General features: G+C 63.0%; 22 protein-coding genes. 6 read left to right on the forward strand and 16 right to left on the reverse strand.

All coding sequences use genetic code 11. The annotated features are described in order from the left end of the window. Window positions 1-42: 42 nt before the first annotated feature. The gene (locus ACYP01_RS01410; RefSeq protein WP_029255974.1) at window positions 43-576 is read right to left on the reverse strand and encodes an NlpC/P60 family protein; all 534 of its coding nucleotides are present in this window, start codon (window positions 574-576) and stop codon (window positions 43-45) included. A 250-nt stretch (window positions 577-826) separates the two neighbouring features. Here ACYP01_RS01410 and ACYP01_RS01415 point away from each other — a divergent pair, with 250 nt between their 5' ends. Then, window positions 827-1,951 (forward strand): serine hydrolase domain-containing protein, encoded by a 1,125-nt coding sequence (locus ACYP01_RS01415; protein WP_019744827.1) that lies wholly within the window; start codon window positions 827-829, stop codon window positions 1,949-1,951. 5 nt (window positions 1,952-1,956) lie between these two features. On the opposite strand, the gene ACYP01_RS01420 is transcribed toward ACYP01_RS01415, so the two are convergent. Then, complete coding sequence (locus tag ACYP01_RS01420) at window positions 1,957-3,180, reverse strand: erythromycin esterase family protein (RefSeq protein WP_459678310.1); 1,224 nt, start codon at window positions 3,178-3,180, stop codon at window positions 1,957-1,959. 108 nt (window positions 3,181-3,288) lie between these two features. On the opposite strand from ACYP01_RS01420, the gene ACYP01_RS01425 reads away from it, so the two are divergent. Next, on the forward strand, window positions 3,289-4,011 hold the full coding sequence (locus ACYP01_RS01425; RefSeq protein WP_459678312.1) for a MerR family transcriptional regulator: 723 nt from the start codon (window positions 3,289-3,291) through the stop codon (window positions 4,009-4,011). Between the two features lie 4 nt (window positions 4,012-4,015). On the opposite strand, the gene ACYP01_RS01430 is transcribed toward ACYP01_RS01425, so the two are convergent. Next, window positions 4,016-4,663, reverse strand: coding sequence for a TetR/AcrR family transcriptional regulator (locus tag ACYP01_RS01430; protein ID WP_116058002.1), 648 nt, complete (start codon window positions 4,661-4,663; stop codon window positions 4,016-4,018). A 77-nt stretch (window positions 4,664-4,740) separates the two neighbouring features. Here ACYP01_RS01430 and ACYP01_RS01435 point away from each other — a divergent pair, with 77 nt between their 5' ends. Continuing rightward, the gene (locus ACYP01_RS01435; RefSeq protein WP_338925706.1) at window positions 4,741-6,282 is read left to right on the forward strand and encodes an MFS transporter; all 1,542 of its coding nucleotides are present in this window, start codon (window positions 4,741-4,743) and stop codon (window positions 6,280-6,282) included. Here ACYP01_RS01435 and ACYP01_RS01440 read toward each other — a convergent pair. Continuing rightward, the gene (locus ACYP01_RS01440; RefSeq protein WP_459678316.1) at window positions 6,182-8,464 is read right to left on the reverse strand and encodes an ATP-dependent DNA ligase; all 2,283 of its coding nucleotides are present in this window, start codon (window positions 8,462-8,464) and stop codon (window positions 6,182-6,184) included. The genes ACYP01_RS01435 and ACYP01_RS01440 overlap by 101 nt on opposite strands. A 115-nt stretch (window positions 8,465-8,579) precedes the next feature. On the opposite strand from ACYP01_RS01440, the gene ACYP01_RS01445 reads away from it, so the two are divergent. Together ACYP01_RS01445 and ACYP01_RS01450 are read left to right on the forward strand one after the other, a co-directional pair. Further along, on the forward strand, window positions 8,580-8,852 hold the full coding sequence (locus tag ACYP01_RS01445; protein ID WP_037128762.1) for a WhiB family transcriptional regulator: 273 nt from the start codon (window positions 8,580-8,582) through the stop codon (window positions 8,850-8,852). Window positions 8,853-8,917: 65 nt separating this feature from the next. Then, window positions 8,918-9,823, forward strand: a complete 906-nt coding sequence (locus ACYP01_RS01450) for an ABC transporter substrate-binding protein (RefSeq protein ID WP_459678320.1) — start codon at window positions 8,918-8,920, stop codon at window positions 9,821-9,823. Between the two features lies 1 nt (window position 9,824). Here the strand turns inward: ACYP01_RS01450 and ACYP01_RS01455 are convergent, their stop codons facing one another. The 12 genes from ACYP01_RS01455 to ACYP01_RS01510 form a co-directional block, all read right to left on the reverse strand. Next, the gene (locus tag ACYP01_RS01455) at window positions 9,825-11,480 is read right to left on the reverse strand and encodes a substrate-binding domain-containing protein (protein ID WP_459678322.1); all 1,656 of its coding nucleotides are present in this window, start codon (window positions 11,478-11,480) and stop codon (window positions 9,825-9,827) included. A 120-nt stretch (window positions 11,481-11,600) separates the two neighbouring features. After that, window positions 11,601-12,032, reverse strand: a complete 432-nt coding sequence (locus ACYP01_RS01460; RefSeq protein ID WP_003939735.1) for a type II toxin-antitoxin system Rv0910 family toxin — start codon at window positions 12,030-12,032, stop codon at window positions 11,601-11,603. 73 nt (window positions 12,033-12,105) lie between these two features. Beyond that, window positions 12,106-13,743: a solute symporter family protein gene (locus ACYP01_RS01465; RefSeq protein WP_003939876.1), complete on the reverse strand. Its 1,638-nt coding sequence runs from the start codon at window positions 13,741-13,743 to the stop codon at window positions 12,106-12,108. Next, window positions 13,740-14,102, reverse strand: coding sequence for a DUF485 domain-containing protein (locus ACYP01_RS01470; protein ID WP_459678325.1), 363 nt, complete (start codon window positions 14,100-14,102; stop codon window positions 13,740-13,742). The genes ACYP01_RS01465 and ACYP01_RS01470 overlap by 4 nt, the downstream gene beginning before the upstream one ends. A gap of 162 nt (window positions 14,103-14,264) precedes the next feature. Next, window positions 14,265-16,016 (reverse strand): sodium/solute symporter, encoded by a 1,752-nt coding sequence (locus tag ACYP01_RS01475; protein WP_030534942.1) that lies wholly within the window; start codon window positions 16,014-16,016, stop codon window positions 14,265-14,267. Window positions 16,017-16,026: 10 nt separating this feature from the next. Continuing rightward, entirely contained in the window at window positions 16,027-16,398 is a 372-nt protein-coding gene (locus ACYP01_RS01480) for a hypothetical protein (RefSeq protein ID WP_459678327.1), read from the reverse strand. Then, a complete protein-coding gene (locus ACYP01_RS01485) occupies window positions 16,395-17,186 on the reverse strand; it encodes a LytR/AlgR family response regulator transcription factor (protein WP_003939723.1) in 792 nt (263 codons plus the stop codon). Before ACYP01_RS01485 ends, ACYP01_RS01480 begins: the two co-directional genes overlap by 4 nt. 51 nt (window positions 17,187-17,237) lie before the next feature. Then, on the reverse strand, window positions 17,238-18,455 hold the full coding sequence (locus ACYP01_RS01490) for a sensor histidine kinase (protein ID WP_030534943.1): 1,218 nt from the start codon (window positions 18,453-18,455) through the stop codon (window positions 17,238-17,240). After that, the gene (locus ACYP01_RS01495) at window positions 18,452-18,838 is read right to left on the reverse strand and encodes an MmcQ/YjbR family DNA-binding protein (protein ID WP_007727762.1); all 387 of its coding nucleotides are present in this window, start codon (window positions 18,836-18,838) and stop codon (window positions 18,452-18,454) included. Before ACYP01_RS01495 ends, ACYP01_RS01490 begins: the two co-directional genes overlap by 4 nt. A gap of 4 nt (window positions 18,839-18,842) precedes the next feature. After that, entirely contained in the window at window positions 18,843-20,060 is a 1,218-nt protein-coding gene (locus ACYP01_RS01500) for a lipase family protein (protein ID WP_336872823.1), read from the reverse strand. A gap of 15 nt (window positions 20,061-20,075) precedes the next feature. Beyond that, on the reverse strand, window positions 20,076-21,722 hold the full coding sequence (locus tag ACYP01_RS01505) for a Na+/H+ antiporter (protein ID WP_459678332.1): 1,647 nt from the start codon (window positions 21,720-21,722) through the stop codon (window positions 20,076-20,078). Between the two features lie 121 nt (window positions 21,723-21,843). Then, window positions 21,844-22,035: an antitoxin gene (locus ACYP01_RS01510; protein ID WP_459678334.1), complete on the reverse strand. Its 192-nt coding sequence runs from the start codon at window positions 22,033-22,035 to the stop codon at window positions 21,844-21,846. Between the two features lie 180 nt (window positions 22,036-22,215). Between ACYP01_RS01510 and ACYP01_RS01515 the strand changes: the two genes are divergently transcribed. Next, the gene (locus ACYP01_RS01515) at window positions 22,216-23,358 is read left to right on the forward strand and encodes a GGDEF domain-containing protein (RefSeq protein ID WP_459678336.1); all 1,143 of its coding nucleotides are present in this window, start codon (window positions 22,216-22,218) and stop codon (window positions 23,356-23,358) included. The last annotated feature ends 2 nt before the right edge of the window (window positions 23,359-23,360 follow it).

A 23,360-nucleotide genomic window follows, 5' to 3' on the forward strand; every position in this document is an offset into this window, starting at 1 on the left:
GTGGATGAACCTGGGAGGACTTGTGAAGGTTCTGTGCAGGTTCTAGAACCTGCGGATGTTGTTGATCGGCAGATCCGCCAGCGGCGTCAGTCCGGTCGGAACACCAACTCCGTAGGCGTTGAACACCATTCCGAATCCGGCGTAGATGCCGACGTGCGTCGCACCGGGGTAGAAGGTGATGACGTCGCCGGGCGCGAGGGCCCACCGAGGAACCGGCTGTCCGACGTTGGCCTGCTGTTGGCTGGTCCTTGGCAGATTCACTCCGGCCTGCCGAAACGCCCATTGCACCAGCCCGGAGCAGTCCCACGAGTTCGGCCCGACTCCGCCCCATTGGTAGGGCTTTCCGGTCTGAGTGCTCGCTGCTGCCAGCGCGATCAGGCCTGCCGGACTCGGAATGGGGAGGGCGGCTGATCCGCTGCTGATGCTTCCTGCGCTTCCCAGGCTGCCGGAGCTCCCGCTACTGCCGCCGCTGCCGAGGCTCCCCGGGTCGGCCGAGGCGGGGGCAGCGGAGAGCAACAGGACGCTTCCGGTCAGCAGAGCAGCGACCGTTCCCGTGCGGAGTGTCGACTTCTTCATGCATCCGTCCTTCGTGGGAGTCGTTTCGGCGCGCGGCAGCGCACCTCGATAGCCGTGAACTGGTAAGACACGTGAAAACAAACACTTCGTTCGGATGTTAACGGCGTAGACGTGGTGTTCGGACAGGAATCATTGATCCCATTTGTCGGTTTTCGACAAACAGGCCTTACGTCCCGGCCTGGCAAAGATCAGGGAATGATCGGGGATTTCCTGGATCCGTCGGAGCCGGCGGATCCCTAGATTCGAAATCATGCGCTCATACCTCCTTGTCGCCGCGGTCATCATCGGAGCCACCACGGCGCTGATCGGTTGCTCGACGCTCCAGCGCGCAGTGGAGATTCAATCGGATCTCGACGGGCTCACCAGGTCGGGTGTCGTCGGGTCGATCGCAACACTCGACGACGGCACCACGACGGCTGTCATGACCAGCGGCGTACCCAATCGGACCAACGGCGATTCGATCGGCAAGAATGATCGGGTCCGGATCGGAAGTGTGACAAAGACATTCACCGCTTCACTCGTCCTGCAGTTGGTGGCCGAAGGCAAGGTCGACCTCGACGCACCGATCGAGCAGTACCTCCCGGGCCTACTGCACGGCAGTGACATGGACGGCAGTGACATGGACGGCAGTGGCACAGACGGTAGCGCAATCACCGTGCGGCAACTGTTGCAACATCGCAGCGGCCTACCCGAGTTCGCCGGAGAACCCGGCGCCGACGAATGGATTGCCGCAAACGAGGACCGAACGCTGACGCCGTCCGCCGCGGTCGCCATCGCCCTCGGCAAACCGGCGCAATTCGTCCCCGGAACGTCGTTCGTCTACACCAACACCAACTACATCGTTCTCGGAATGCTCGTCGAATCGGTGACCGGCCGCAGCTACGCCGACGAACTTCAGTCTCGGATACTCGACCCGCTGGACCTGGAAGACACGTACCTCCCGGCGGCCGGTGAGCGCGATATCAGGGGCGATCACCTGACGGGCTATCAGGATCTCGATGGTGGCCTGACCGATGTTTCCCGCACGGAACCGTCGATCCCCTGGTCTGCCGGAGCGATGGTCTCGACGGGCACAGACCTGAACGCCTTCTGGCGCGCGCTACTCGACGGGCAGGTGGTGCCGGCCGAGCAGCTTGCCGAGATGACCACCCCTCAGGTCGGCGCCACCGAAGCCGAGGGGCTCGGGTACGGGATGGGCGTCGGCGCCACCGAACTTCCCTGCGGCGTCACCTATACCGGCCACAGTGGTGGGATCTACGGGTACTACACGCTGTCCGGTGCGACGCCGGATCGTGCGTTCACCGTGACGCTGACGTCGACGCCGAAGGACCAGCCGGACACCGTCGCGATACTCTCGCACGCGCTCTGCCCGTGACGCTGTTACCAGTACTGATGACGCTGCCCGTCGGTATCCGCGACGAAGATGACCGCGTCGGCGCCGTCCAACTCCGAAGGTTTCAGCGGCAGATGGCCGGGCAGGATCGCTTCTCCCGCGGTGATCGACGGGCCGAGCGCGGCTCGCAGGGCCGGAGTCGAGAACAGGGCACGCCGACCGGTCGCATCGGCCAACGCTCCCTGCAGAGTGCCCGGATCACTGTCGGGGTTGGCGTCGGTTGCCAAAAATACGTAACGCTCCCCGAGGACAAGTCCGACAAGTGAGCCGGCGCTCCCCCAACTGACCACGTCGCCGTTGACCGGCATGTCGGACGGCACTCGCAAGAGATGGGCATTGTGTGCGAACAGCAGGCTAGGCCCGCGTCGCTGCTCCTGGGCGACGACCGCCAGCAGGTTCTCGGCCATCATCTCGGCACGGAGACTGAGCAGTGTTCCAATGCGATCAGGAGCGGAACTCGCCATCGCGGAGTGATAGCGCAAGAGCCCCAGAGCGGTGCGTGAATGTGCAAGGGCCAGGTCGTACCCGGCCGGGTCGGCGGGCCGCAGCAGAGGTGCGGCGCGCCGCAGGACGCTGGCGAGGTCGTCCGCAATGATGCGCAGGGCACGAGCCTGATCGGAGTTGCCGACGGACGCAGCCGGTTCGAACATCGCCGCCGGGTTGGTCCAGTCGGTGTCCTGCCCGAGCAGAAGGTCGATGCCGTCGAACGAGTGCGGCCGCATCGCAGCGGGCAGGAAGTCACCTGCTGCAGACAGCGCGCCACGTGGGCTCGGTGCACCGGAGTACTCCACCGGAGCGTCGAAGCCGTAGAAGCGAACTCGGTCGGCCGGAGCGCGGCCGTGGTTGTACTCGCGTAGCCATTCGACGAGTTCGCGGTTACCCGGTACCGCAACGAATCCGTGGCTGAAGCCTGTGGCGAGCACCTTCTCGATGTCCGCCTCTCCCCCGTTCACGTAGTCGTTCACGAGCAAAGCCGCAAAGACATCTGTTTCGAGCACGATCGACCGATATCCTCGTTCGACCAGTTGGCCGAGAAGTTCGTTGCGCAGCAACGGAAATACCTTGACTCCGTGGGTCGGCTCGCCGAGGGCGAGCAGAGTCGGCACCTCGGTTAGCGTGGCGAGCAGTTCGTCGACCGCACGACCAAGACTTGCCGCGTCTTCGAGTTGGCGGCCGAACTCACTCAGCGCTGGGGCAGTGGACATGATCATCCCTTTCGAAGGTGGACTGCCTTCGACAGTATCGTTGAAGATTGGAGTGAAACTTTTACTGGCAATTACGTGGGGTATACCGTGAAAAGCCTCAATCGGAGGTGATCAGTGCGGCCCATAGACCTTGCCCGTGAACACGGGTTGTCCGCACAGGCGATCCGCAACTACGACGATGCCGGCATCCTCCCTCCGACCGAGCGCAGCACTTACGGCTACCGGCGATACACCCCAGTGCACGCGCAAGCCCTGCGCACTTTCCTCGCATTGCGCGGCGGTCACGGGCACCAGCGGGCCACGGAAATCATGCGGGCGACCAACCAGGGCGACACCGAGTCCGCCTACCGCCTGATCGACAGTGCGCACGTGACGCTGCTCGCCGAGCGAAAAACTCGCACCGAGGTAGCCACAGCGCTGGGGACTCTGTCCACCATGGCACCGGCACTGGTGCACGGTCCAGCGCTGACGGTGGGTGAGCTGGCGCGCCGTCTCGGCGTTCACCCGGCGACACTGCGCACATGGGAAGAGCACGGCATCCTGTGCCCCGAGCGCGAACAGGCAACGGGTTATCGCGAATACGGTTCGGAGTGTGTGCGCGACGCCGAGATCGCACGGCAGCTGCGGCGCGGTGGCTATCGGCTGTCGCAAGTCGCTCAGTTTCTCGATTCGCTGCGCGAGGCCGGCGGAGCAGACGCATTGTCAGCGTTCCTCGAATCCTGGCAAGACCGGCTGGCCACACGCAGTCGCAACCTTCTCGCCGGCGCAGCTCAGCTCGATGCCTATCTCACGATGCTGGATCAGACCTCGCCTGGTTGCCGATCAGCAAACGGTTGAGGCGTCAGTTCACAAGCCGCGCAAGGCTCCTCACCATCTCACCGACGGTGTCGGTCGACGGCCACGGGAATTCCGGGAGATCGGCCCGCAACATCACCTGTCCGTGCAGCGAAGTCCAGATCGATACCGCATCGACAAAAGTGTCTGTGCTGGCCGACCTCCCAGCGGCGACGCACGCGTCGAGGTTGGTCACCAGCGTGTTGAAGGCGGCCAGTCCTCGCGTATCCGATTGTGGTGACTGACCTTTCGGCCTGGACCACCCGAACAAGACCCGATACCGAGCGGGCTCGGAAATGCCGAACTCGACGTATGCCGAGCACCCGGCATACAGACCCTCGACCGGGTCGGGGTGTGCGGAAACGGCGTCGGCCACGGCGAGATGCAACTGCTCCAGCGATTCGGAGACCACCGCTTCGACAATGGCATCGCGATCGGAAAAGTGTCCGTAGATAGATGGTGCGGATATCCCGACTTCGCGAGCGACTGATCGGAGCGTCACCGCCTGATCCGATCCGGTGCGGGCGATGAGCGTCGCCGCTGCGGCGACGATCTCTCCGCGGAGCCGTGCGCCGCTTCCTCTCGGATTTCGGGCGCGAGTACTCCGAGAACCACTCGTCCCAGTTACATCGGCATCTTCGGAAACATCACTCACCCGACAAACTTTACACATGTAAGTCGAGGAGGTACGTTCTCATCACTAAACATTCGTAAGGTTACATTCGTAAGGACATGATGAATTCCCTCGAACCCACTGACCGGCGACGATGGGCAGCACTGGGCGCCCTCTGCACATCCCTCGTCGTAGTCACGATCGACAACACCATCCTCAACACCGCTATCCCGACCCTTGCCCGCGAACTGCGGGCGACCACCGTCGACCTGCAATGGATCACCAACGCATACACATTGGCGTTCGCCGCCTTGCTCATCACGGCAGGTGGACTCGGCGCGAGATTCGGTCACCGTCGGATACTTCTGACCGGCCTCACCTTGTTCGCCCTCGGGTCAGCCTTCGCTGCCCTCTCTCACACGTCGTTGCAGCTGATCGGATGGAGAACAGTGATGGGGGCAGCCGCCGCACTGGTCATGCCGGCGACGCTGTCACTTGTCGTCTCGATGTTCGCCCCGCACGAGAGAGGCCGGGCGATAGGAATCTGGTCTGCAACCGCCGGACTGGGAATCGCGATCGGCCCCGTAGCCGGTGGCGTACTACTCGAACATTTCAGTTGGGGAAGCGTCTTCTGGATAAACGTCCCACTGGTCGCCGGTGTGATCGCCGCGACGGTTTCTCTTGTGCCCCCGGCAAGAGGAATCACGAAGGGTTCGTTCGACATCCCCGGGCTCCTGTTATCCGCCGGCGGACTGGCTTTGATCGTGGATGCCCTCACCCAGGCAAGCCTTCGCGGATGGTCGTCGCCCGTCACGCTAGTGGAGATCGTCAGCGCAACAGCACTTCTCGCCGGATTCGTCTGGTGGGAGCTGCGGGCCTCGGCGCCGATGACCGACGTGCGCATCTTCACCAGTCGAGTGTTCAGCATCTCCAATGCCATCTTGGCCGTAACGTTCTTCGCCCTTTTCGGAGTTCTCTTCACGTACACGCAATACCTCCAATTAGTTCGTGGTTACGGTCCATTGGTCGCCGGCGTCGGTGCAGTTCCGTTTGCGATAGTGATGGCGACTGTCGCCTCCAGCAGCGATCGTATGGTCGGCCGATTCGGCGTGCGCAGTTCGATCGCGAGCGGTCTCGCAGTCATGTCCGCGGGACTGTTGGTCCTGTCGATCGCAGCAGATAGGTACGCACCGTTCGGAATCCTGGCTGCGATCATGGCACTGGTCGGCGCGGGGATGGGGTTGGTCATGGCTCCGGCCACAACCACGTCGATGTCTTCGGTTGCGCCCCAGCAGGCTTCGATGGCCAGTTCGATCAACAGCGTCGTGCGAGAGTTGGGTGGAGTTCTGGGCGTCGCCGTCATCGGGACGGTCGTAGCCACCGTTTTCCGGTCCCGCTTCGAACCCGGAGTCGACACTTCCACAGCCGATCCGGCGCAGATCCATGCCGGCGCTCCCCCCGCGAGTGCCTTGACCGACGCAGCGAACCAGGCTTACACCTCGGCGATGAGTACCGGAATCCAAATCTGTGCCGCAGTCGCGTTCGTCGGTGCGTTGGCCGTCATTGCACTGTTTCCCGCACCACGTCGCCCGGTTTCTTGTCCTCCCGCAGACCTCGCCAACTCGGATGACGCAGACGCTCGGTCTTCGTCCAATCCATGAACCGCACCTCACCGACGAGTTCCGGTTTCACCCACACTGCTCCCTTGCGGTCGTCGGCGGGCAGTTCCTCCCCGAACGGACTTTCCTTCTGACGCAGCGGTTCCAGTGTCGCAAGTAAAGACTCCAAGTCGCGATCACTGAAGCCGGTACCGACGCGTCCCACGTAGGTCAATCCATACTCACCCGGAATTCCCATGAGCAGCGCCCCGATCCCCTGTGCTCGATTGCCCTGCCCGGTGCGCCACCCTCCGATCACCACCTCTTGAGTGCGCCAGTTCTTCACCTTGATCCAACTCGACCCACGCCGCCCCGGAAGGTAGACCGATGCACGACGTTTGGCGACAATCCCTTCCCATCCGGCATCGGTACTCACCTCCAACGCGTTCTCCGCCGTGCCCTCGATCTGTGGAGGTACCTCGAGCTCACCGACCTTGCCCGCCAACGCATTCAACACGGTGCGCCGGTCCGAGTAGGATTTCCGCAGCAAAGACACTCCGTCGAGGTACAGAAGATCGAAGGCCAGGAACACCGGCTCCCCACCTCGCTGGAGAAGACCGAAATCGGTGCCCCCCGCGTCGTTGTACGCCACCACTTCACCGTCGAGAACCACGTCATGACCGTCCAGCACCTCGGCCAACCCGGCAAGGGCGGGATAGTCCCCGGTCTTGTCGTTACCCGCGCGACTGCGAAGTGACATTGTGCCCGAATGATATTCGAGAATCACTCGGATCCCGTCCCACTTACCTTCGAAAGCCCACTCCTGCGAGTCGAGACCTTCGAGCGTTCCAGCGGTGGCAAGCATCGGCTCGAGATTCTTGGGAAACTCCGTTCCGAAACTCGCGTTCTGATCCTTCATCAGATGCATCAACCACTGGTCACCCTTCGTCCGGATCAGCGCGAAGCGTCCCTGCACCCGTTTCCCACTGAGGCGCACGATCACCTCGTCTTCACGCCACTTCTCGGTCTCGTACGTCCCGGAATCCCAAATCGTCATCGAACCGCCGCCGTACTCCCCCTTCGGAATCGTGCCTGAGAACGTGGCGTACTCGAGCGGGTGATCCTCGGTGTGCACGGCCAACCGATTCTCTCCGGCACTGGTCGGCACGCCCTTCGGAACAGCCCAGGACACGAGCACACCATCCCGCTCCAGGCGAACGTCGTAATGCAATCGTCTGGCGTGATGTTCCTGAATCACAAAGGTATTGCCCGCTGTCTCCTTGGTCACCGCAGCAGGGATCGGCTCCGGCGTCCGGTCGGCCGACCGCTTGTTGCGATAGTGCGTCAACGTGTCGGCTACAGCCGCCGAGACCGGCGGATCCAGATCGCCCAGCAGATCACCATCGGATTCGACGCGCTCCAGAACCTCGTCGAACAACAGATGTCGTAGTTTCGGATCGTCGAGTTCGGCCCAACTGCGCGGCGCGGCAACATAGGGTTGATCGCGACCGCGCATCGAGTACGGCGCAATGGTTGTTTTGGCTGCGTTGTTCTGACTCCAGTCCACGAAAATCTTGCCTGCCCGCACATTTCGAGCCATCGTCGCGGTGACGAGATCCGGGTGAAGCTTCTCGAGTCCGGTGGCGATCTGCTTGGCGACAGTCGACGCACCGCTGCCGTCCAAGGCTCGATCCAGTGGAACGTAGAGGTGAATTCCCTTGCTACCACTGGTTACCGGATAGGCAGTCCACCCCAGAGTTGCGACCAGATCTCGAATCGACCTCGCCACCTCGGCGCACTCGGTCAACCCGACGCCTTCGCCCGGGTCGAGATCGAATACCAGTCGTGTCGCCGGACCACGCTCGGAACCGTCGAATCGCCATTGGGGAACGTGCAATTCGAGTGCGGCCTGCTGCCCCAGCCACGCCAGGGATGCAACGGAATCGAAGACCGGGTAAGTGACGACACGATCAGAATGTTGCAGCGACGCACGCGTGAGCCACTGCGGGGCAGACGACGCAAGGTTCTTCTCGAAGAAGGACTGACCGTCCACGCCATTGGGCCAACGCTTTCGAGTACCCGGTCTACCGACGACATGCGGAAGCATGACTGCGGCGATACGGGTGTAGTAGTCGATGACTTCGGCCTTCGTGGTGCCGCTCTCGGGGTAGAGAATCTTGCCCAGATTGGTCACGGACACGGTTGTGCCGTCGAGAGTGATCTGACCCCGATCCGTCGTTGCCATCTCCTCATTGTGCTGGATAGCGCTGCGTCTGGCAGTAGAAATCTGATGGATCGGAAACCTGCCGCTGCGCCAGGCCACGGGCAAGACTGGATTCTCGATGGGAGAGGAGACCACGATGACAGTTCGCAGTTCCGTGGAGCCGTTGGTGGACAACAACTGGCGGATGTTCGCCACCTGTAAAACAGTGGACCCGGCGGTGTTCTATTCGCCGGGTGAAGAGCGCGGACGCAATCGGGCTGCACGGGAAAATTCCGCCAAGCAGGTGTGCTTCCGCTGCCCGGTCATTCGGGACTGCCTGACGTTTGCACTCGACACCGCTGAACCACACGGAGTATGGGGTGGGACGACACCGTCGGAGCGCCTTGCACTACGACGCTCAGCTGCGTGAACTCCGCTCACACGAGACCCCCGTCACGTCCGTACCGGACAAACAGGCAAGATGGCCTTGTGCCTATGACACGACGCGCTGTTGCCGTGACCGCGATCTTCGCTTCCTCGATCTTGTTGGGCTCGTGTTCGTCGCAGCCGGAGGCACCTGCGGCAGCGGACACCACGACCACGGTTCCCGAGGCATTCACCAAACTGCCCTCGACCACTGCCGTGGACAAGTGCGGACCCCAGAGCGGGACCACCCTCGAAGACGGTGTCTTGACCATCGCCACCGATTCGCCGGCGTACGCGCCGTGGTTCGTCGACAACACTCCGTCCAACGGCAAGGGCTTCGAGGGGGCGGTGGCCCGGGCCGTCGTCGACAAACTCGGGTACAACGCCGATCAGGTTCGCTTCACCACGGTCGCCTTCAACGACGCACTGAAACCAGGCCCCAAGGATTTCGACTTCGACGTCAATCAGTTCACGGTTTCCGGGGATCGCCGCGAGAACGTCGACTTCAGCTCGCCGTATTACGCAGTGGCGCAGTCGGTGATCGCCTCGCGCGGGAGCAAAGCCGCTGAGGCAAAGAATCTTGCGGATCTTGCCGGCTACCGACTGGGCGCTCAGACCGGTTCCACCAGCCTCGCGGCGATCACGGACACGATTGTTCCGACCACTGCGCCACGCGAGTTCGCGACCACGGACAATGCGAAAGCTGCGCTGGCCGCAGGCGAGATCGACGCACTGGTCGTCGACATCCCGACCGGATTTCACATCACCGAGAACGAACTGCCCGGGTCGGTCATCGTGGGTCAGTTTCCGCGGCCCAACGCAGTCACCGAATTCTTCGGGTTCGTGCTCGAGAAGAACAGTCCGCTGACGGCGTGCGTCTCTGCCGCCGTGGATGCGCTCTACGCCGACGGCACCCTCGAGAAACTCGCAACCGAATGGATCACGGACAGCGCCGACGCACCCGTTCTCGAGTAGTTCAGCCGGCGCGCCCACTGATCGCGCCGACGAAGACCTTCGGGATGTCTGCCGGTGTCGGAGCGAAGTGACTGTTGCCGCCGGTGAGAGTCGAAATCTGCTCGAGCACATCGGTATCGGCGTCATCGGTGACACCGATGGTGATGATCGGTACCGGCCGCGTCGGGTCCTGCTCGCGAGTCAGGGTGTCGAGAAGTTCCTGCAGCGAGATACTCGACGGATCATCGTTCGCACCGTCGGTCAGCAGAATCACCGAATTGATCGAGGCCGGATCGTAGGTCTGTTGCATGGACCGATACGCGGCGAGAACGCTGTCGTACAAACCTGTTCCGCCGCCGACAATCGAAGAGAGGCTGTCGATCCGAGACAGCAGTTTGCTCCGATGATCCGTGTCGCCTTCAGTTGCATCCATACGGGCGACAGGTTCGAGTTCGCGGTAGTCCGTGCCCTCGCCGAGGTCTACGGAGAATGCCCAGAGACCCAATTGTGCGTTGGCGGGAAACATTCGGATCGCAATGTCACCGGCCTGTGCAGTCGCGGCCATTCGAGTGACCCCGTCCTGCATGTAGTCCATGGACCCCGAGACGTCGACAACTGCCAGCGCGCGGGAAGGCCTGGACAGAATCTCGTACCGTGCAAGCGCTTTGGTGACCACAGTCGGATCGGACGGCACCAGCGAGCCAACTTTTCCCACTCCACCGGCGACCAGTGGGGCCTGATCCGCGCCGCGGAACCCGAGGCCGGCAAGTACGGAGCGCCCGGTGTCCGATGTCAGCGCTGCCGCCAGCAGTTTGCCGGCGTCGTCCGCCGCCGACGAGTCTGCACCCACACTTGCCATCGGGTAGTCCATGAAGACCGAACCGGACGACGGTACCGACGCGGTGAGTCGACTGTCCGCATGTGCGGCGAGATAAGCCTCGAAGGTCTGCTCGGTCGTCACCGCGGTCCCGCCGTCCGCGTCCACGGTTTGGATGCGTCCGGTCGAACCGGTTTCCTTCAGATTTCCGTACTGCGCTTGCGCCACCGGGACCAGGGCTGCCGAAATGGACGTGAGGTCACCGCCCCGCGACTGGGCCTCGGCAAAGGCTGCCACGATCGGTGCGCTGGAGACGGCACTGGCGAGGGGATCGCCGATGTGCAGTGCTGGAGCGCCGAGGACATCCGTCCAAGCGGCGGGTGCCTCGCTACCCGGCGCCGAGACAGTGACAACAGGGGTGGACGCGACCGAGTTGCTGATCCGGCGAATCTCCTGCCCGCTAGCCGAAACCTTGTCCAACCATTCGCTCGAATCAGGGATCCACAGTGCGGGTGCCGAACCGTCGGCGATCGCCGCGACGGTGAGCACGGGATCTTGCGGCGTCACGCTGAGCGAGCTGCACCCGAGTTCCGTAGCGGGGATGGCAGCGGCGACAGCTTCGAGTCCCGAGGCGATCGACGGATCGGCGGCCACGGTCACGGTTTCCGGGTTCTCACAGCTGGTTGCCGTCGCCGCTGTGGCAGCACCCGCACCGAGTTCTCCCTTGTCGCTGACGCTTTTGAACGTCACGGCGAATGCCGCGGTTCCACCGACTGCGACTACTGCCAAGAGTCCGATCAGAACCTGCACGGATCGAGGCATGGACGCAGGTGGTGCGCCGTACCCATGACGAGACGACATTGATCGAATCCTTTCCGGCGGGACCCGCATCAATAACCAACCGATGCCCGGTTTATCCCGCCGAAAAGAATCCTAACTCATGTTAGCGGTGAAGTAGCTCGATGTGGAAATCTCCACAACTTAGGTGTAGATCTGGACAAACTGGGCCAGCGACTTCTCCACATCGCCTTTGAGCGCCCGCGCCACACTCGAACCGATCGGGCCGAACAACGGCGCGCCGCCCAACTCGACTGTCAGCGCGAGTTCCGACCCGTCGCCCTTTGCCTTGACGTCGAGTTCGAGACCGAGCTTGACCCCGCCCTTGCCGTCTCCCTTGAGCGAGATCGCCTTCGGGACGTCGTACTTCTTGATGGTCCACCGAACGCGGTTGCGCAGGCCCTTCACAGTCACGACCGAGCTGATCTCGGTGCCGACACCCAGTTGTTCGGGAAGTTCACTGCGCCATCCGTCGTGAACCACGAGCCAGTTTTCGTATCCACTGAGATCGGACGCCTTGTCCCACACTTCCTGAGGAGGAAGCGGAACGTCGATTTTCACTGTGAGCTTTGCCATGGCAGAACAATAAGCCCCGTGCGCCTTTTCCGTAACCAGAGGTACCAGAAAGACGCACGGGGCTTTGCCCCTCTTAGTGGCTGACAGCCTTTTCGACGCCGACGCCGGTGAGGGAGCGAACTTCCATCTCCGCCTGCTTTGCCGGATCTTCGATCTTGTTACGTCCGATGTACGTACCGACGATGCCGAGGACGAATGCCAGCGGAATCGAGACGATGCCGGGGTTCGAGAGCGGGAACCAGGCGAAGTCGGAGTTCGGGAACATCGACGACGGCTTGCCCGACACTGCCGGGGAGAACACGATCAGCGTCAAGCAGCTGACCAAACCGCCGTAGATGCTGAAGAGCGCACCGGTGGTGTTGAACTTCTTCCAGAACAGCGAGTACAGCAGGGTGGGCAGGTTCGCCGAGGCCGCCACTGCGAAGGCGAGGGCCACCAGGAAGGCGATGTTCTGCCCCATCGCCATGATGCCGAGAACGATGGAGACGAGTCCGATGACCACGACGGTGATTCGAGAAACTCGAACCTGCTGCTCCTCGGTTGCGTTGCCGCGCTTGATGACACTGGCGTAGATGTCGTGAGCGAACGACGCAGAAGCAGTGATCGCGAGACCGGCAACGACGGCGAGGATGGTCGCGAACGCCACCGCGGAGATGATGCCGAGGAAGATGGTGCCACCGAGCTCGAAGGCGAGAAGCGGAGCGGCCGCGTTCTCCTTACCAGGCGCTGCCAAGATCTTGTCCGGTCCGACCATGCTGGCCGCGCCGTAGCCGAGAACCAGTGTGAACAGGTAGAAGGCACCGATCAGCGCGATCGCCCAGGTCACCGAGCGGCGAGCTTCCTTGGCAGTGGGCACCGTGTAGAAGCGCATCAGCACGTGCGGCAGGCCCGCCGTGCCGAGCACCAAAGCGATTCCGAGAGAGATGAAGTCGAGCTTCGTCATTCCGGAAAGACCGTACTTGGCACCGGGCCCGAGGATGTCACGTCCCTGCACACCCTTGGTGGTGGAACTGTTGACCATGTCCTGCGCATTGGCGAGCAACTGAGAGAAGTTGCCGCGCACTGCCCACAGAACGAGTACGAACATGATTCCGGCTCCGGCAACCAGCAGAACTGCCTTGACCATCTGTACGTAGGTGGTGCCCTTCATGCCGCCGACCAAGACGTACACGATCATCAGCACACCCACGATCGCGACGACGATCGACTGTCCCACCTTGCCGTCGATGTTGAGCAGCAGCGCGACAAGTCCACCGGCGCCGGCCATCTGGGCAAGAAGATAGAAGAGGGAAACGGCCAGAGTGGACAGGGCCGCCGCCATGCGCACCGGACGCTGCTTGAGTCGGAAGCTCAGCACGTCGGCCATCGTGAATCTGCCTGTGTTCCTGAGCAATTCGGCGACCAGGAGCAGTGCAACCAACCAGGCGACAAGGAAGCCGATGGAGTACAGGAAGCCGTCGTAGCCGTACACGGCGATCGCACCTGCGATACCGAGGAACGATGCCGCCGAGAGGTAGTCACCGGCGATGGCGAACCCGTTCTGCGGGCCGGTGAACTGCCCACCACCGGTGTAGAAGTCGGACGCCTTCTTGGTGGTCCGGCTGGCGCGGATGACCAGCGTCATGGTCACGACGACAAACGCGAGGAAGATCGCGATGTTGAAGGCTGGGTTTCCTACGTCCGTTCCGGACGCGGCGAGTGTGGTGATCACTGTGCGGGACCTTCCAGTTCTTCACGGATGGCGGCGGAGCGGGGATCGAGCTCACGACCGGCGAACTTCACGTACCACGCGGTGATGGCGAAGGTCGTGACGAATTGCCCGAGGCCGAGGATGATGCCGAGATTGATGTTGCCGAGGACCTTGGTGGCCATGAAGTCGTGGGCATAGGTAGCCAGGACGACGTACACCGCATACCAGAGCAGGAAGAATGCAGTGATGGGGAAAACGAACTTGCGCAGACGCGTTCGGAGTTCCTGGAATTCGGGACTCGCTTGCATGTCTACGAATGCCTGGGCATCCGGGGTGCGTCGCTCTTGCGGCGACCCCTCACTGATTTCTGCTGTGGACACTGCCGGCTCCTCGCCTCGCGTGTGAAGTGAACTACGCACAGACGTTAGTGAGATCGGAGTCACATGAAGACGCTGTGGCGCCAGTCACACGGTGAGCAGTCGCGCGCTGCGCCGAACGGTCAGGCAGGCGCGACCAACGGCAGAGGGTTCGGGCGGTGAAAGTCAGGGTTGGCGGAGATCGTCTTCGCGATCGGAGCCCATTCCGAGACGTTCCGGGGCGTGCATCCGCGTGAAGATTCGCGCAATATCTGCCGGTATCTGCTTCGACGACACCTTGCTCACGACGATCATCGTGAGGAACGCCAGCGGCACGCTCACCGCGGCCGGGAACGCGAAAATGGCTGCCGGCCAGCCACCGAGGACGTCCTCCGACAAACCACCCAGGACGGCGACAGTAGCGGCAGTGCCCGCAACACATCCACCGACAACCATCCCCGCCCCCGCGCCGACGGCAGTCAGACCGCGCCACCAGATACCCAATACGAGCAGTGGGCAGAGCGTCGACGCAGCGACTGCGAACACCAAACCGACGGTTCTCGAGAGGTCGACCGACACCACCGCCAGCGACAGCACGAGAGGAACGACCCCGGCCAGTAGCGCTGCAATACGGAAGTCTCGAACTCGACCACGGAGAACATCGGTACTGACGACGCCGGCGATGCTGACGAGCAATCCGGACGACGTCGACAGGAAAGCGGCGATGGCACCGGACGCCACGAGGGCTGCCAGCAGTTGTCCGCCCCACCCCGAGAACACCGAGCCCGGCAACAGCAGCACCGCCGCGTCAGAGGTGCCGGTGATCAGAAGTTGCGGGACGTACAGTCGAGCGAAAACACCGAGGAGTGTCGGAAACAGGTAGAACACGCTGACCAGACCGACAACGGCGAGCGACGTCAGACGGGCTGCCCGGCCGTCGGGGTTGGTGTAGAACCGGACGAGAACATGAGGAAGGCCGAGCGTTCCGAGGAAGGTCGCGAGCATCAGCGAGTACACCTGGTACATCGGGTGCGGCCCACCGAAACCCCAACCCGGGGTGATCCAGTCAGAGTTCTGCGCGGGCGCTCCGGCGACGACAGGGACAGCGGCTCCCGCGTCGAGGACCATGGACATGCCTTCACCGAGAGTGTGCTCCCCCGGCCCCAGGGTCATCGTGCCTTCGACCGCTCGCCCGTCGACTGTGCCGCCGCTGACCGTCACCGGCTCGGACACCTGGACGACGACGTCGGTGGTGATGTCGACGGTCGTCGCAGTGGTGACCGTCGGCGGCATCGACGCGCCGACGTCGTGGTGATCGCCGAAGAAGTAGAAGGTCAGTGCCACAGCGGGAATCGCGACGGCAGTCAGTTTCAGCCAGTACTGGAAGGCCTGAACGAAGGTGATCGAGCGCATCCCGCCGCCGACGACGTTGGCGATGACGATGACCCCGACCGCTACGCCGCCGATCCAACTGGGAACCCCGAGCAAGATATTGAGCGTCAGTCCCGCGCCTTGGAACTGTGGAATCAAATACAGGATGCACACCATCGCGACCACGAGCATCGCGAGCTTGCGCAATCGCGGTGAGCCGAGACGGAACTCGGCGAAATCGGGGACGGTATACGCACCGGAACGCCGAAGCGGCGCTGCGACGAACAGCAGCAGGGCGAGGTATCCGGCGGTGAAGCCGATGGGATACCAGAGTGCGTCGGCGCCGTACTTGGCGACCAGCCCCGCAACACCGAGAAACGAAGCGGCAGAGAGGTACTCGCCGGAGATGGCCGTCGCATTCCACCGCGCACTGACGGTTCTGGACGCGACGAGAAAGTCCGAGGTGGTACGAGCGAGCCGAACGCCGTAGATTCCGATAGCCACCGTCGCGACAGCTGCTGCCACGATGCCGAGCACCGTCAACACCGGGATAGGTTGTCCTCCCACAGTGCCGCGCTCAGTCGTCCACGATGTCGTTGAAGTCCTGCTCGTTTCGCTCCGCACGACGCACGAACACCCAACCGGTCGTCAACAGCAAGGGATACACGGCGCCGCCCATCACGAGCCACGGCAACCGGATGCCAAGGACCGCGACCTCCGAGAGCGTCGGGAAGAGATGCGTCAGCAGCGGCACCGCACACAGGAGCCCGGCTGCGACGACGGCAAGGCGAACCGCCAGTCCCAACTGCGCGCGAACGAGACCGCGGATCATGGCGTCACCGACTTCGGTCTGTTCCTGCACCTCCACCCGTGTTCGCACGATCCGTGCGCCACTACGTTGCGCCAACACAACGCGCTCACGCTGCGGAGGATCGGACTGCGACGTCACCGCGACAACCAACTCTGCTTGGGCGCACGAACCAGTCGATCCTTGAGTTCACGGGTGTGTCTGCGACTGACCGGAAGCTCGACGGGAGGCTTGTCGCCGTGCGGGCGCAGACAGACCACCAAACCGCTGCCTACTGTGCGGATGCCGGTGACCAGCGCCAGAGACACCAGGTAGGAGCGGTGCACACGCAAGAAGCCCGCGTCGGCCCAGCGTGATTCGAGCGTCGAGATCGGGATGCGCACCAGGTGCGACTTTCCAGCGGTGTGCAAACGCGCGTAGTCCCCGTCGGCTTCCACCCACTCCACCGAGGAACGCTGAACGAGCGTCGTTACACCGCCCAGTTCCACCGGGATCACCTCGTCCGTGGGCGCAGCTTCGGGTTTGCTCTCACTCTTGGTGCGCCCGGCGAGCCCCACGATCCGCTGAACGGCCTGAGCGAGACGCTCCTCCCGGAGCGGTTTGAGTAGGTAGTCGACGGCGCCGAGATCGAATGCGTCAACCGCTCGATCGTCGTGCGCTGTCACGAACACCACGGGCGGTGGCGTCGCGAAATTGGAGAGGATGCCTGCCAGTTCGAGACCGTCGAGTCCGGGCATGTTGATGTCGAGAAACACCGCGTCGATGCTTCCACCGCGCAGTATCCGCAACGCTGTCGTCGCATCCGATGCCGTGTGAACGTGCGCCACCGAGTCCTCGGCGCGCAGCAAGAAGGCCAGCTCGTCGAGGGCTGGTTTCTCGTCGTCGACGGCAAGGACGGTCAGCTGGGCATCAGTGTCAGTCTCGTTCACAACAGGTCCATGTTCCCACGACGGTTTCAGCCTGATCATCGAAGGCGAGAATCAGACGTGAATACCCTGCTTGAACTTGGGAACACGCATGCTGACCTTCGTACCGGCACCCGGCGCTGTCTCCACCACGAGTCCGTAGTCGTTGCCGAACGCGGCACGAAGTCTGTCGTCGACGTTGGCCAAACCGACGTGAGCAGCTTCTCGTGCGCTGGGTCGCCCCGATCCCGACTCGATGGCGTCGAGCGAACCGGAGCGCAGTAGTTCGGGGTCCATCCCCACACCGTCGTCCTCGACGCTGATGATGCAGTCCGGTCCCTCGTCCGCGGCCACGATGCTCACGGTCCCGCCCTCCGGCTTACTCGAAATGCCGTGACGAACCGCGTTCTCGACCAGCGGCTGGAGGGCAAGGAAAGGAAGAACCACGTTGAGCACTTCGGGTGCTATCTGAAGGCGGACGTTCAGAGCCTCCCCGAATCGCGCGCGTTCGAGGGTCAGGTAACGATCGATGTTGCGCAGCTCGTCGGCAAGCAGGGTGAACTCACCCGCAGATCGGAACGAGTACCGCGTGAAGTCCGCGAACTCGAGGATCAGTTCTCTGGCCCGCGCCGGATCGGTTCGAACAAACGATGCGACCGTGTTGAGCGCGTTGTAGATGAAATGAGGACTGATCTGTGCGCGCAGGGCACGCACTTCGGCTCGATCCAACAGGGCTCTGGACGCGTCGAGGTCGGCGAGTTCGATCTGACTGCAGGCATATCGTGCCACCTCGGTGACCGCTCCGAGCATTCCCGGCCACGGGTCCTCGCTGGTGACGATTCCCAGTACGCCGACCACGCCGATGTCCTCGATCAGCAGGGGCTGAGCGATCAGCGCTCGCACATGGTGATCGCTCGGTCCGCGCACCAGGTCCGAGTGCGTGACGAGTACCCGGCGTTCGCCTTCGATCGCACGAATGGCGGCGTCGTGGAATTGTTCGGACAACGCTTCGTGACGGCCGTCCCACGCCAACAGGTTTCCCGACGCGTCTGCCAGGCCCAGACCGGAGCCGCCGGTCAGCTCACGTAGGTGAGGCGCCGCCTCGGCGGCCGAATTCTCGTCGAGTCCACGCCGAAGTGGCCGCGCGGCAAGCGAAGCCGTATGGAGAGCGGCATGGACGGCACGTTCGGTGGGGGTGGTCACCTCACGTCTGGTGCGCATCCACACAGCCGTCAGCGCCCCGGCCACTGCGAGAATCAGCACGCTGAGAAGCGCGACCACGGCCGGACTCAAGGCGAGTCCTCGTCCAGTTTCCGTATCAGTGTTTTCGGAGCCACCGTGCGGTACGCATCTTCGACGACGTCGGCTACGTCGTTCCAGAATTTCTCGTCCTCGGTCTCGTCGGCACTCGGAACGTCGAGGTACACGCCGATCCATCCCCGGCCACCCACGTACGGAGGGACGAAGAACCTCGACGGGTCACGACTGACCCAATCTGCCTGCGCCCCAGGTGGGGCCGCGGCCCAGATCGCGACGCGATCGTCGTGGTGGTGATCTGCCATGGTGACGAACTGCGGCGCCTTGCGCACGAACCACGACGCTTCACCGTGGCTGACCCGCTCGGTCGCCTCCGGCAATGCCAGTGCAAGAGCGCGGATTCGCTCCAACGGCGTCATCGATTCACGACCCGCAGGTATTCGGTGCCGGAACACCTGCAAATCGATCCTTCACCCACGCGACAGCTCCCGGCACAGCGGCGCCGTCCGCATGACCTTCACCCGGTCGCGCCTGGAATTCGATGACGTCACCGTCGGCGCAGGCGCGTTCGACTGCCGCCTCGGTCCATTCCGGACGGATCAGGTTGTCATTGGTACCGACGACTACGTACATCGGACCGCTCGCGCGTTGACGGGGAAGAGCAACGTCGCTGAGCCACGCGTGAATTCGGTCCGCGTCCTCGGCGGTAGCCGGCCGCGTGTCGGCGGGCGTCACCTTTCCGACCAGACCCAACTTCTCCGTCGCCCGAGAGGTCAGGCACGAGGTGAGCAGGTCGTAGTTCTGCTCGAATGCGCCGCGCACGTAGTCGGTTCGTTCGAGGTCCGGATGGGTGAGGGACAGCCCTTCGAGTACATAGGGCAGCAGCAGTTGCTGAGGCAGTGACAGATTCACCTCGGAATCACTCGAGATGATCGGCGAGATGTCCGCTGCCGGGGACAGGTTTGCTGCACCGACGAATTCGAGTCCGTCGCCGTAGGTGTCGGCTTCCTCGGCTGCCGCCCAGGATGCCTGCCCGCCTTGGGACAGCCCCAGAGTTGCCCAACGAGTCGAGGTGTCCGGAACGACGTTGCGCGCCGCTCGAACCGCGTCGATGACGTTGAACGCCGCGGTGTCCGGTTGCAGGTAAGGATGCGGGTCCGGAGTGCCGAGGCCCTCGAAGTCGGAGACAGCGACCACGTATCCCGAGTCGAGGAACGGCGCGACCAGGCCGATCGTGCCGAACAGGGTCGGCGAGGCCGACGGCGCGCAGTCGTCCGAAATACCTGTCGTGCCATGGCCGATGGAGACGATCGGCCAACCGCCCTCCGGCGGAGTTCCAGGCGGCGTGAACACCGTTCCCGACACCTGAGTCTCTCGGCCGTCGATACCGGAGGTGGAGCCGTACAGGATTTTCACCGCGCTTGCTCCGGACGCCGCCACTTCGGCTGTCCTGGTGAAGGGTTCACTGTCGAACACGACGCCACGTTGCGCACTGCTCTCGACCGACGGGGTTGTCGTGGTCGAGGTGTCGGTGACGGAGACATCCGGCGAGGCATCCGATCCGCAGCCGACGCTCACGAGAAGTGCGCTCGCCACCACGACTCCCCAGACTGCGCGAACCCGCGAACTCCGAATAGTCATACGCAGTGTTCCCCTCTATTTGCCTGCACCGCTACCTGCTCGGCGACGCCTGACACGTTCCTCTGCTGCGGCCTCTTCGATGTCGAGTCCTTCCAATACGGTACGCAATACCTCGTCGTCGAGATCTCCGTCGTCACGTGCGGCGATCAGCGCAACTCGTTGCGAGCGCAGTGACTGATGCCGGAACTTGTCGAACAGAGCTCCCGCATTCCACAAGGCGGCCTCGCGATCGGCGTCCTCGTCGACCTCCTGGAGTTGAAGCCTCGCCTGCATCGAGCGTCGTACGCGTTCGACGATCGCCTGCAGTTCCTTCCCGTCGATCCCCGGCGGAGGGTGCGCGGCCGCGTCTGCCAACGCCTTCTCTCCCGCCTTGCGAGAAATGTTGCGGGCCAACTCCATCTGTTCCTGCGTGCGCAACTGCTCGTAAGGATCCGCGACGTCGAGGCGACGGATCATGAACGGCAAGGTAGATCCCTGGATGAGCAATGTCCCGACCGCGACGATGAACGCGATCGCCTGGATGACGCCGCGTCCGGGGAACGGCTCGCCGGACGAGAGTGCAAACGGGATACCGCCGGCCGCAGCAAGAGAGACGACGCCGCGCATTCCCGCCCACGAGACCACCAGATTCTGTTTCCACGTCAGTTGATTCTCGCGATCACGGCGCAGGGTTACACCGAATCGCACACGCGAGTAGCTCAGGAACAGCCACACCGGCCGAATCACGATGACAACGGCCAGGACTGCGAGACCGTACGCGAACACGTGAAGCACCGGAAGTCCGTCGGCGACAACATCGTCGATCACAAAGCTCAGCTGGAGCCCCATGTATGCGAAGACGAACATCTCGAGAAGAGTGTCCAGGCTCGACCACACCGAGCGCTCCTGCAATCGCGTCATGATCGACGCGTCCGTCGAATAGTGCCCGATCACCAGACCAGCGACCACAACGGCCAGAACACCGGACGCGTGTAGTTCTTCGGCGGCCAGGTAGGCAGCGAACGGAAGCACCAACCCCAAGCCGGTTTCCAGTGGAGAGTCGTACATGCGGGCACGAACGAACTTGACGACAAACGCGAGCACCAAGCCGACGACAACGCCGCCGATCACTTCGTACGCGAAGAACAACAGGGGCGAATCGGTGGCAATTCGCGTTCCGGTCACTGCTGCGACGGCGACGGTGAAGAGCGTGAGCGCGGTGGCGTCGTTGACGAGCCCCTCGCCCGTCAGGATGGCGATCACCCGTTTCGGGAGCCCGAGCTTCTGACCGACCGCCACCGCGCTGACGGCGTCGGTCGGCGCGATCACGGCCCCGAGCACCAGGGCGGCGCCGATCGTGAACTCGGGCACCATCCATTCGGAGAAGAAGGCAACCACGAACGCCGTCACCAACACCATTCCGACGCCGAGGCGCAAGATCGGGGCCAAGTTGCGTTTGAAGGTCGCCACCGAGAATTTCAGAGCGGCCGAGTAGAGAAGCGGCGGCAGGACCACACCGAGAATGACGTGGGGATCGAGTTCCGGCCGCGGCATACCGGGTATGAAGGATGCGACCGAACCTACCGTCACCAAAACCAGCGGAGCCTGCAGGTTTCGTCGATTGGACAGCCCGGTGACTGCGATGGCGGCAATGACGACCAGCAGAATCCAGGTGAAGTTCACGCGTTCATTCTGCCCGCCGACCCTGGGAGTTCACCCAGCGGACGCACAGAAGCCCGCAACCTTTTCGGTGACGGGCCCCTGAGCAACGGTGCTACCGAAAAACGGTATGCCGAATCCGGTATTACTGCTTTTCGGGAACAGCCTTCTTGGCGGCCTCAGCTGCCTTGTCGATCTGATCGCCGTACTTGTTGCCGGTCTTGTCGTCGGCGATGTCGGCGACCTTGTCGATAGCGTCGTGAACCTTGTCGGAGTTCTCCGCTGCGAACTCCTGGCCCTTTTCGACCAATCCCTTGACGTTGTCCAAGAAACCCATGTCCGTGTCCTCTCCCGGTGCTGACGCACATCCTTCGGCGGAATCGTTCCTCCGCGCCCTTCGATTCTCACAGGTCGACGGCCTCTGCGCCAGAAAGCAGGTCCGTGCGTTCGAGCCGTGCGCAACTCGAGGTAGCGTTAACCCGCCAATAGCTGATTGACCACCCATCGACATCGACAGGTGCCCGGTTTGAATGCAGGACTGCGCGGGACGGGGAGCGACCCCTACCCCACGCGTGAACTGCTGTCCCGGTGGTGGTCGGATCGCACCGATTACACCTGGCTCCCCCGATTCCTCGACACTCGCGGGCTGACCGTTCCCGGACGCAAATTAGTCGCGGTGTGGTGTTTTCTCTTCGCCCTGATCGCGGCGACCATGCAGTTGAGCCGCTTCGGTTCCGACACCGCCCTGGCGCGGTCGATCTTCGCCCTCGGAACTATCAGTGGCGCCTATGCGGGCTACCGCTGGGCGCGTAATGAATCGTGGCCAACTTGGCGACAATCCGTGGCCTTTGTCGTCTGGGCCGACCTGTGGCTCGCCGTCACTCTCTTCTTCGCCGTACGCACCGCTTTCGTCGGAACCATCGGCTGCATCTTGTTCATCATGATCGGCTTCTATGCGGCGATAGTTCACAGCCCTCGCGTTGCCATCAGCCACATCGGTTGGGCTCTTGCTGTCTGCACGACGCTCGCTGCCATGGCGATGTCCGAGCCGGTCAACGACGACTGGGTGGTCGTGAATCTCTATCTGATGGTTGCCGGTGTGGTTTTCTCCACCGCGTGGATTCTGCAGATCGTCTGGCTGCGCCTGACCGACGACGCACGCAACGCCCACCGGGACTACCTCACCGCGACACTCAATCGCCGCGGACTCCAGGACGAGGCACAGCATCTGCTGCGCCATGATCGAACGCAGGCTCTGATCGCACTACTCATCGACGTCGACTCGTTCAAAATCCTCAACGACACACACGGCCACGTCGCGGGCGACGACGCGTTGACCGCTGTCGCCGACCGCCTCATCGCTGCCGCCGGACCCGATGCGGTGGTGGCTCGAATCGGTGGAGACGAGTTCGTCGTCCTGCGCGGAGTCGATCGAGGAGATATCGAGCAGGTCGCCACCGAGATACATTCGGCGGTCTCGTCCGACTCCGATCCCTATCCTGTGTCCGCCAGTACCGGCGTCAGCGTCTATCTGAGTCCCGAGACGGACTTACCGGATCGAGCTGTAAACGAACTGATCGAGCACGCAGACAATGCGATGTACCGAGCCAAGAAGCGCGGCGGCGATCGCATTGCCTGGGTGCAGATGTTCAGGCGCTGAAA

The organism is Rhodococcus sp. no. 34 (genome assembly GCF_054589475.1).

Coding starts and splice junctions, on each gene's coding strand:
- ACYP01_RS01440 (WP_459678316.1), bottom strand. CDS start 8,464: ATGGCAACGACGGATCGGGGTCAGATCACTCTCGACGGCACAACCGTG.
- ACYP01_RS01495 (WP_007727762.1), bottom strand. CDS start 18,838: ATGACGCCGTTGGAGCGAATCCGCGCTCTTGCACTGGCATTGCCGGAG.
- ACYP01_RS01455 (WP_459678322.1), bottom strand. CDS start 11,480: ATGTCGTCTCGTCATGGGTACGGCGCACCACCTGCGTCCATGCCTCGA.
- ACYP01_RS01460 (WP_003939735.1), bottom strand. CDS start 12,032: ATGGCAAAGCTCACAGTGAAAATCGACGTTCCGCTTCCTCCTCAGGAA.
- ACYP01_RS01435 (WP_338925706.1), top strand. CDS start 4,741: ATGATGAATTCCCTCGAACCCACTGACCGGCGACGATGGGCAGCACTG.
- ACYP01_RS01445 (WP_037128762.1), top strand. CDS start 8,580: ATGACAGTTCGCAGTTCCGTGGAGCCGTTGGTGGACAACAACTGGCGG.
- ACYP01_RS01410 (WP_029255974.1), bottom strand. CDS start 576: ATGAAGAAGTCGACACTCCGCACGGGAACGGTCGCTGCTCTGCTGACC.
- ACYP01_RS01420 (WP_459678310.1), bottom strand. CDS start 3,180: ATGATCATGTCCACTGCCCCAGCGCTGAGTGAGTTCGGCCGCCAACTC.
- ACYP01_RS01510 (WP_459678334.1), bottom strand. CDS start 22,035: ATGGGTTTCTTGGACAACGTCAAGGGATTGGTCGAAAAGGGCCAGGAG.
- ACYP01_RS01415 (WP_019744827.1), top strand. CDS start 827: ATGCGCTCATACCTCCTTGTCGCCGCGGTCATCATCGGAGCCACCACG.
- ACYP01_RS01500 (WP_336872823.1), bottom strand. CDS start 20,060: ATGACTATTCGGAGTTCGCGGGTTCGCGCAGTCTGGGGAGTCGTGGTG.
- ACYP01_RS01450 (WP_459678320.1), top strand. CDS start 8,918: ATGACACGACGCGCTGTTGCCGTGACCGCGATCTTCGCTTCCTCGATC.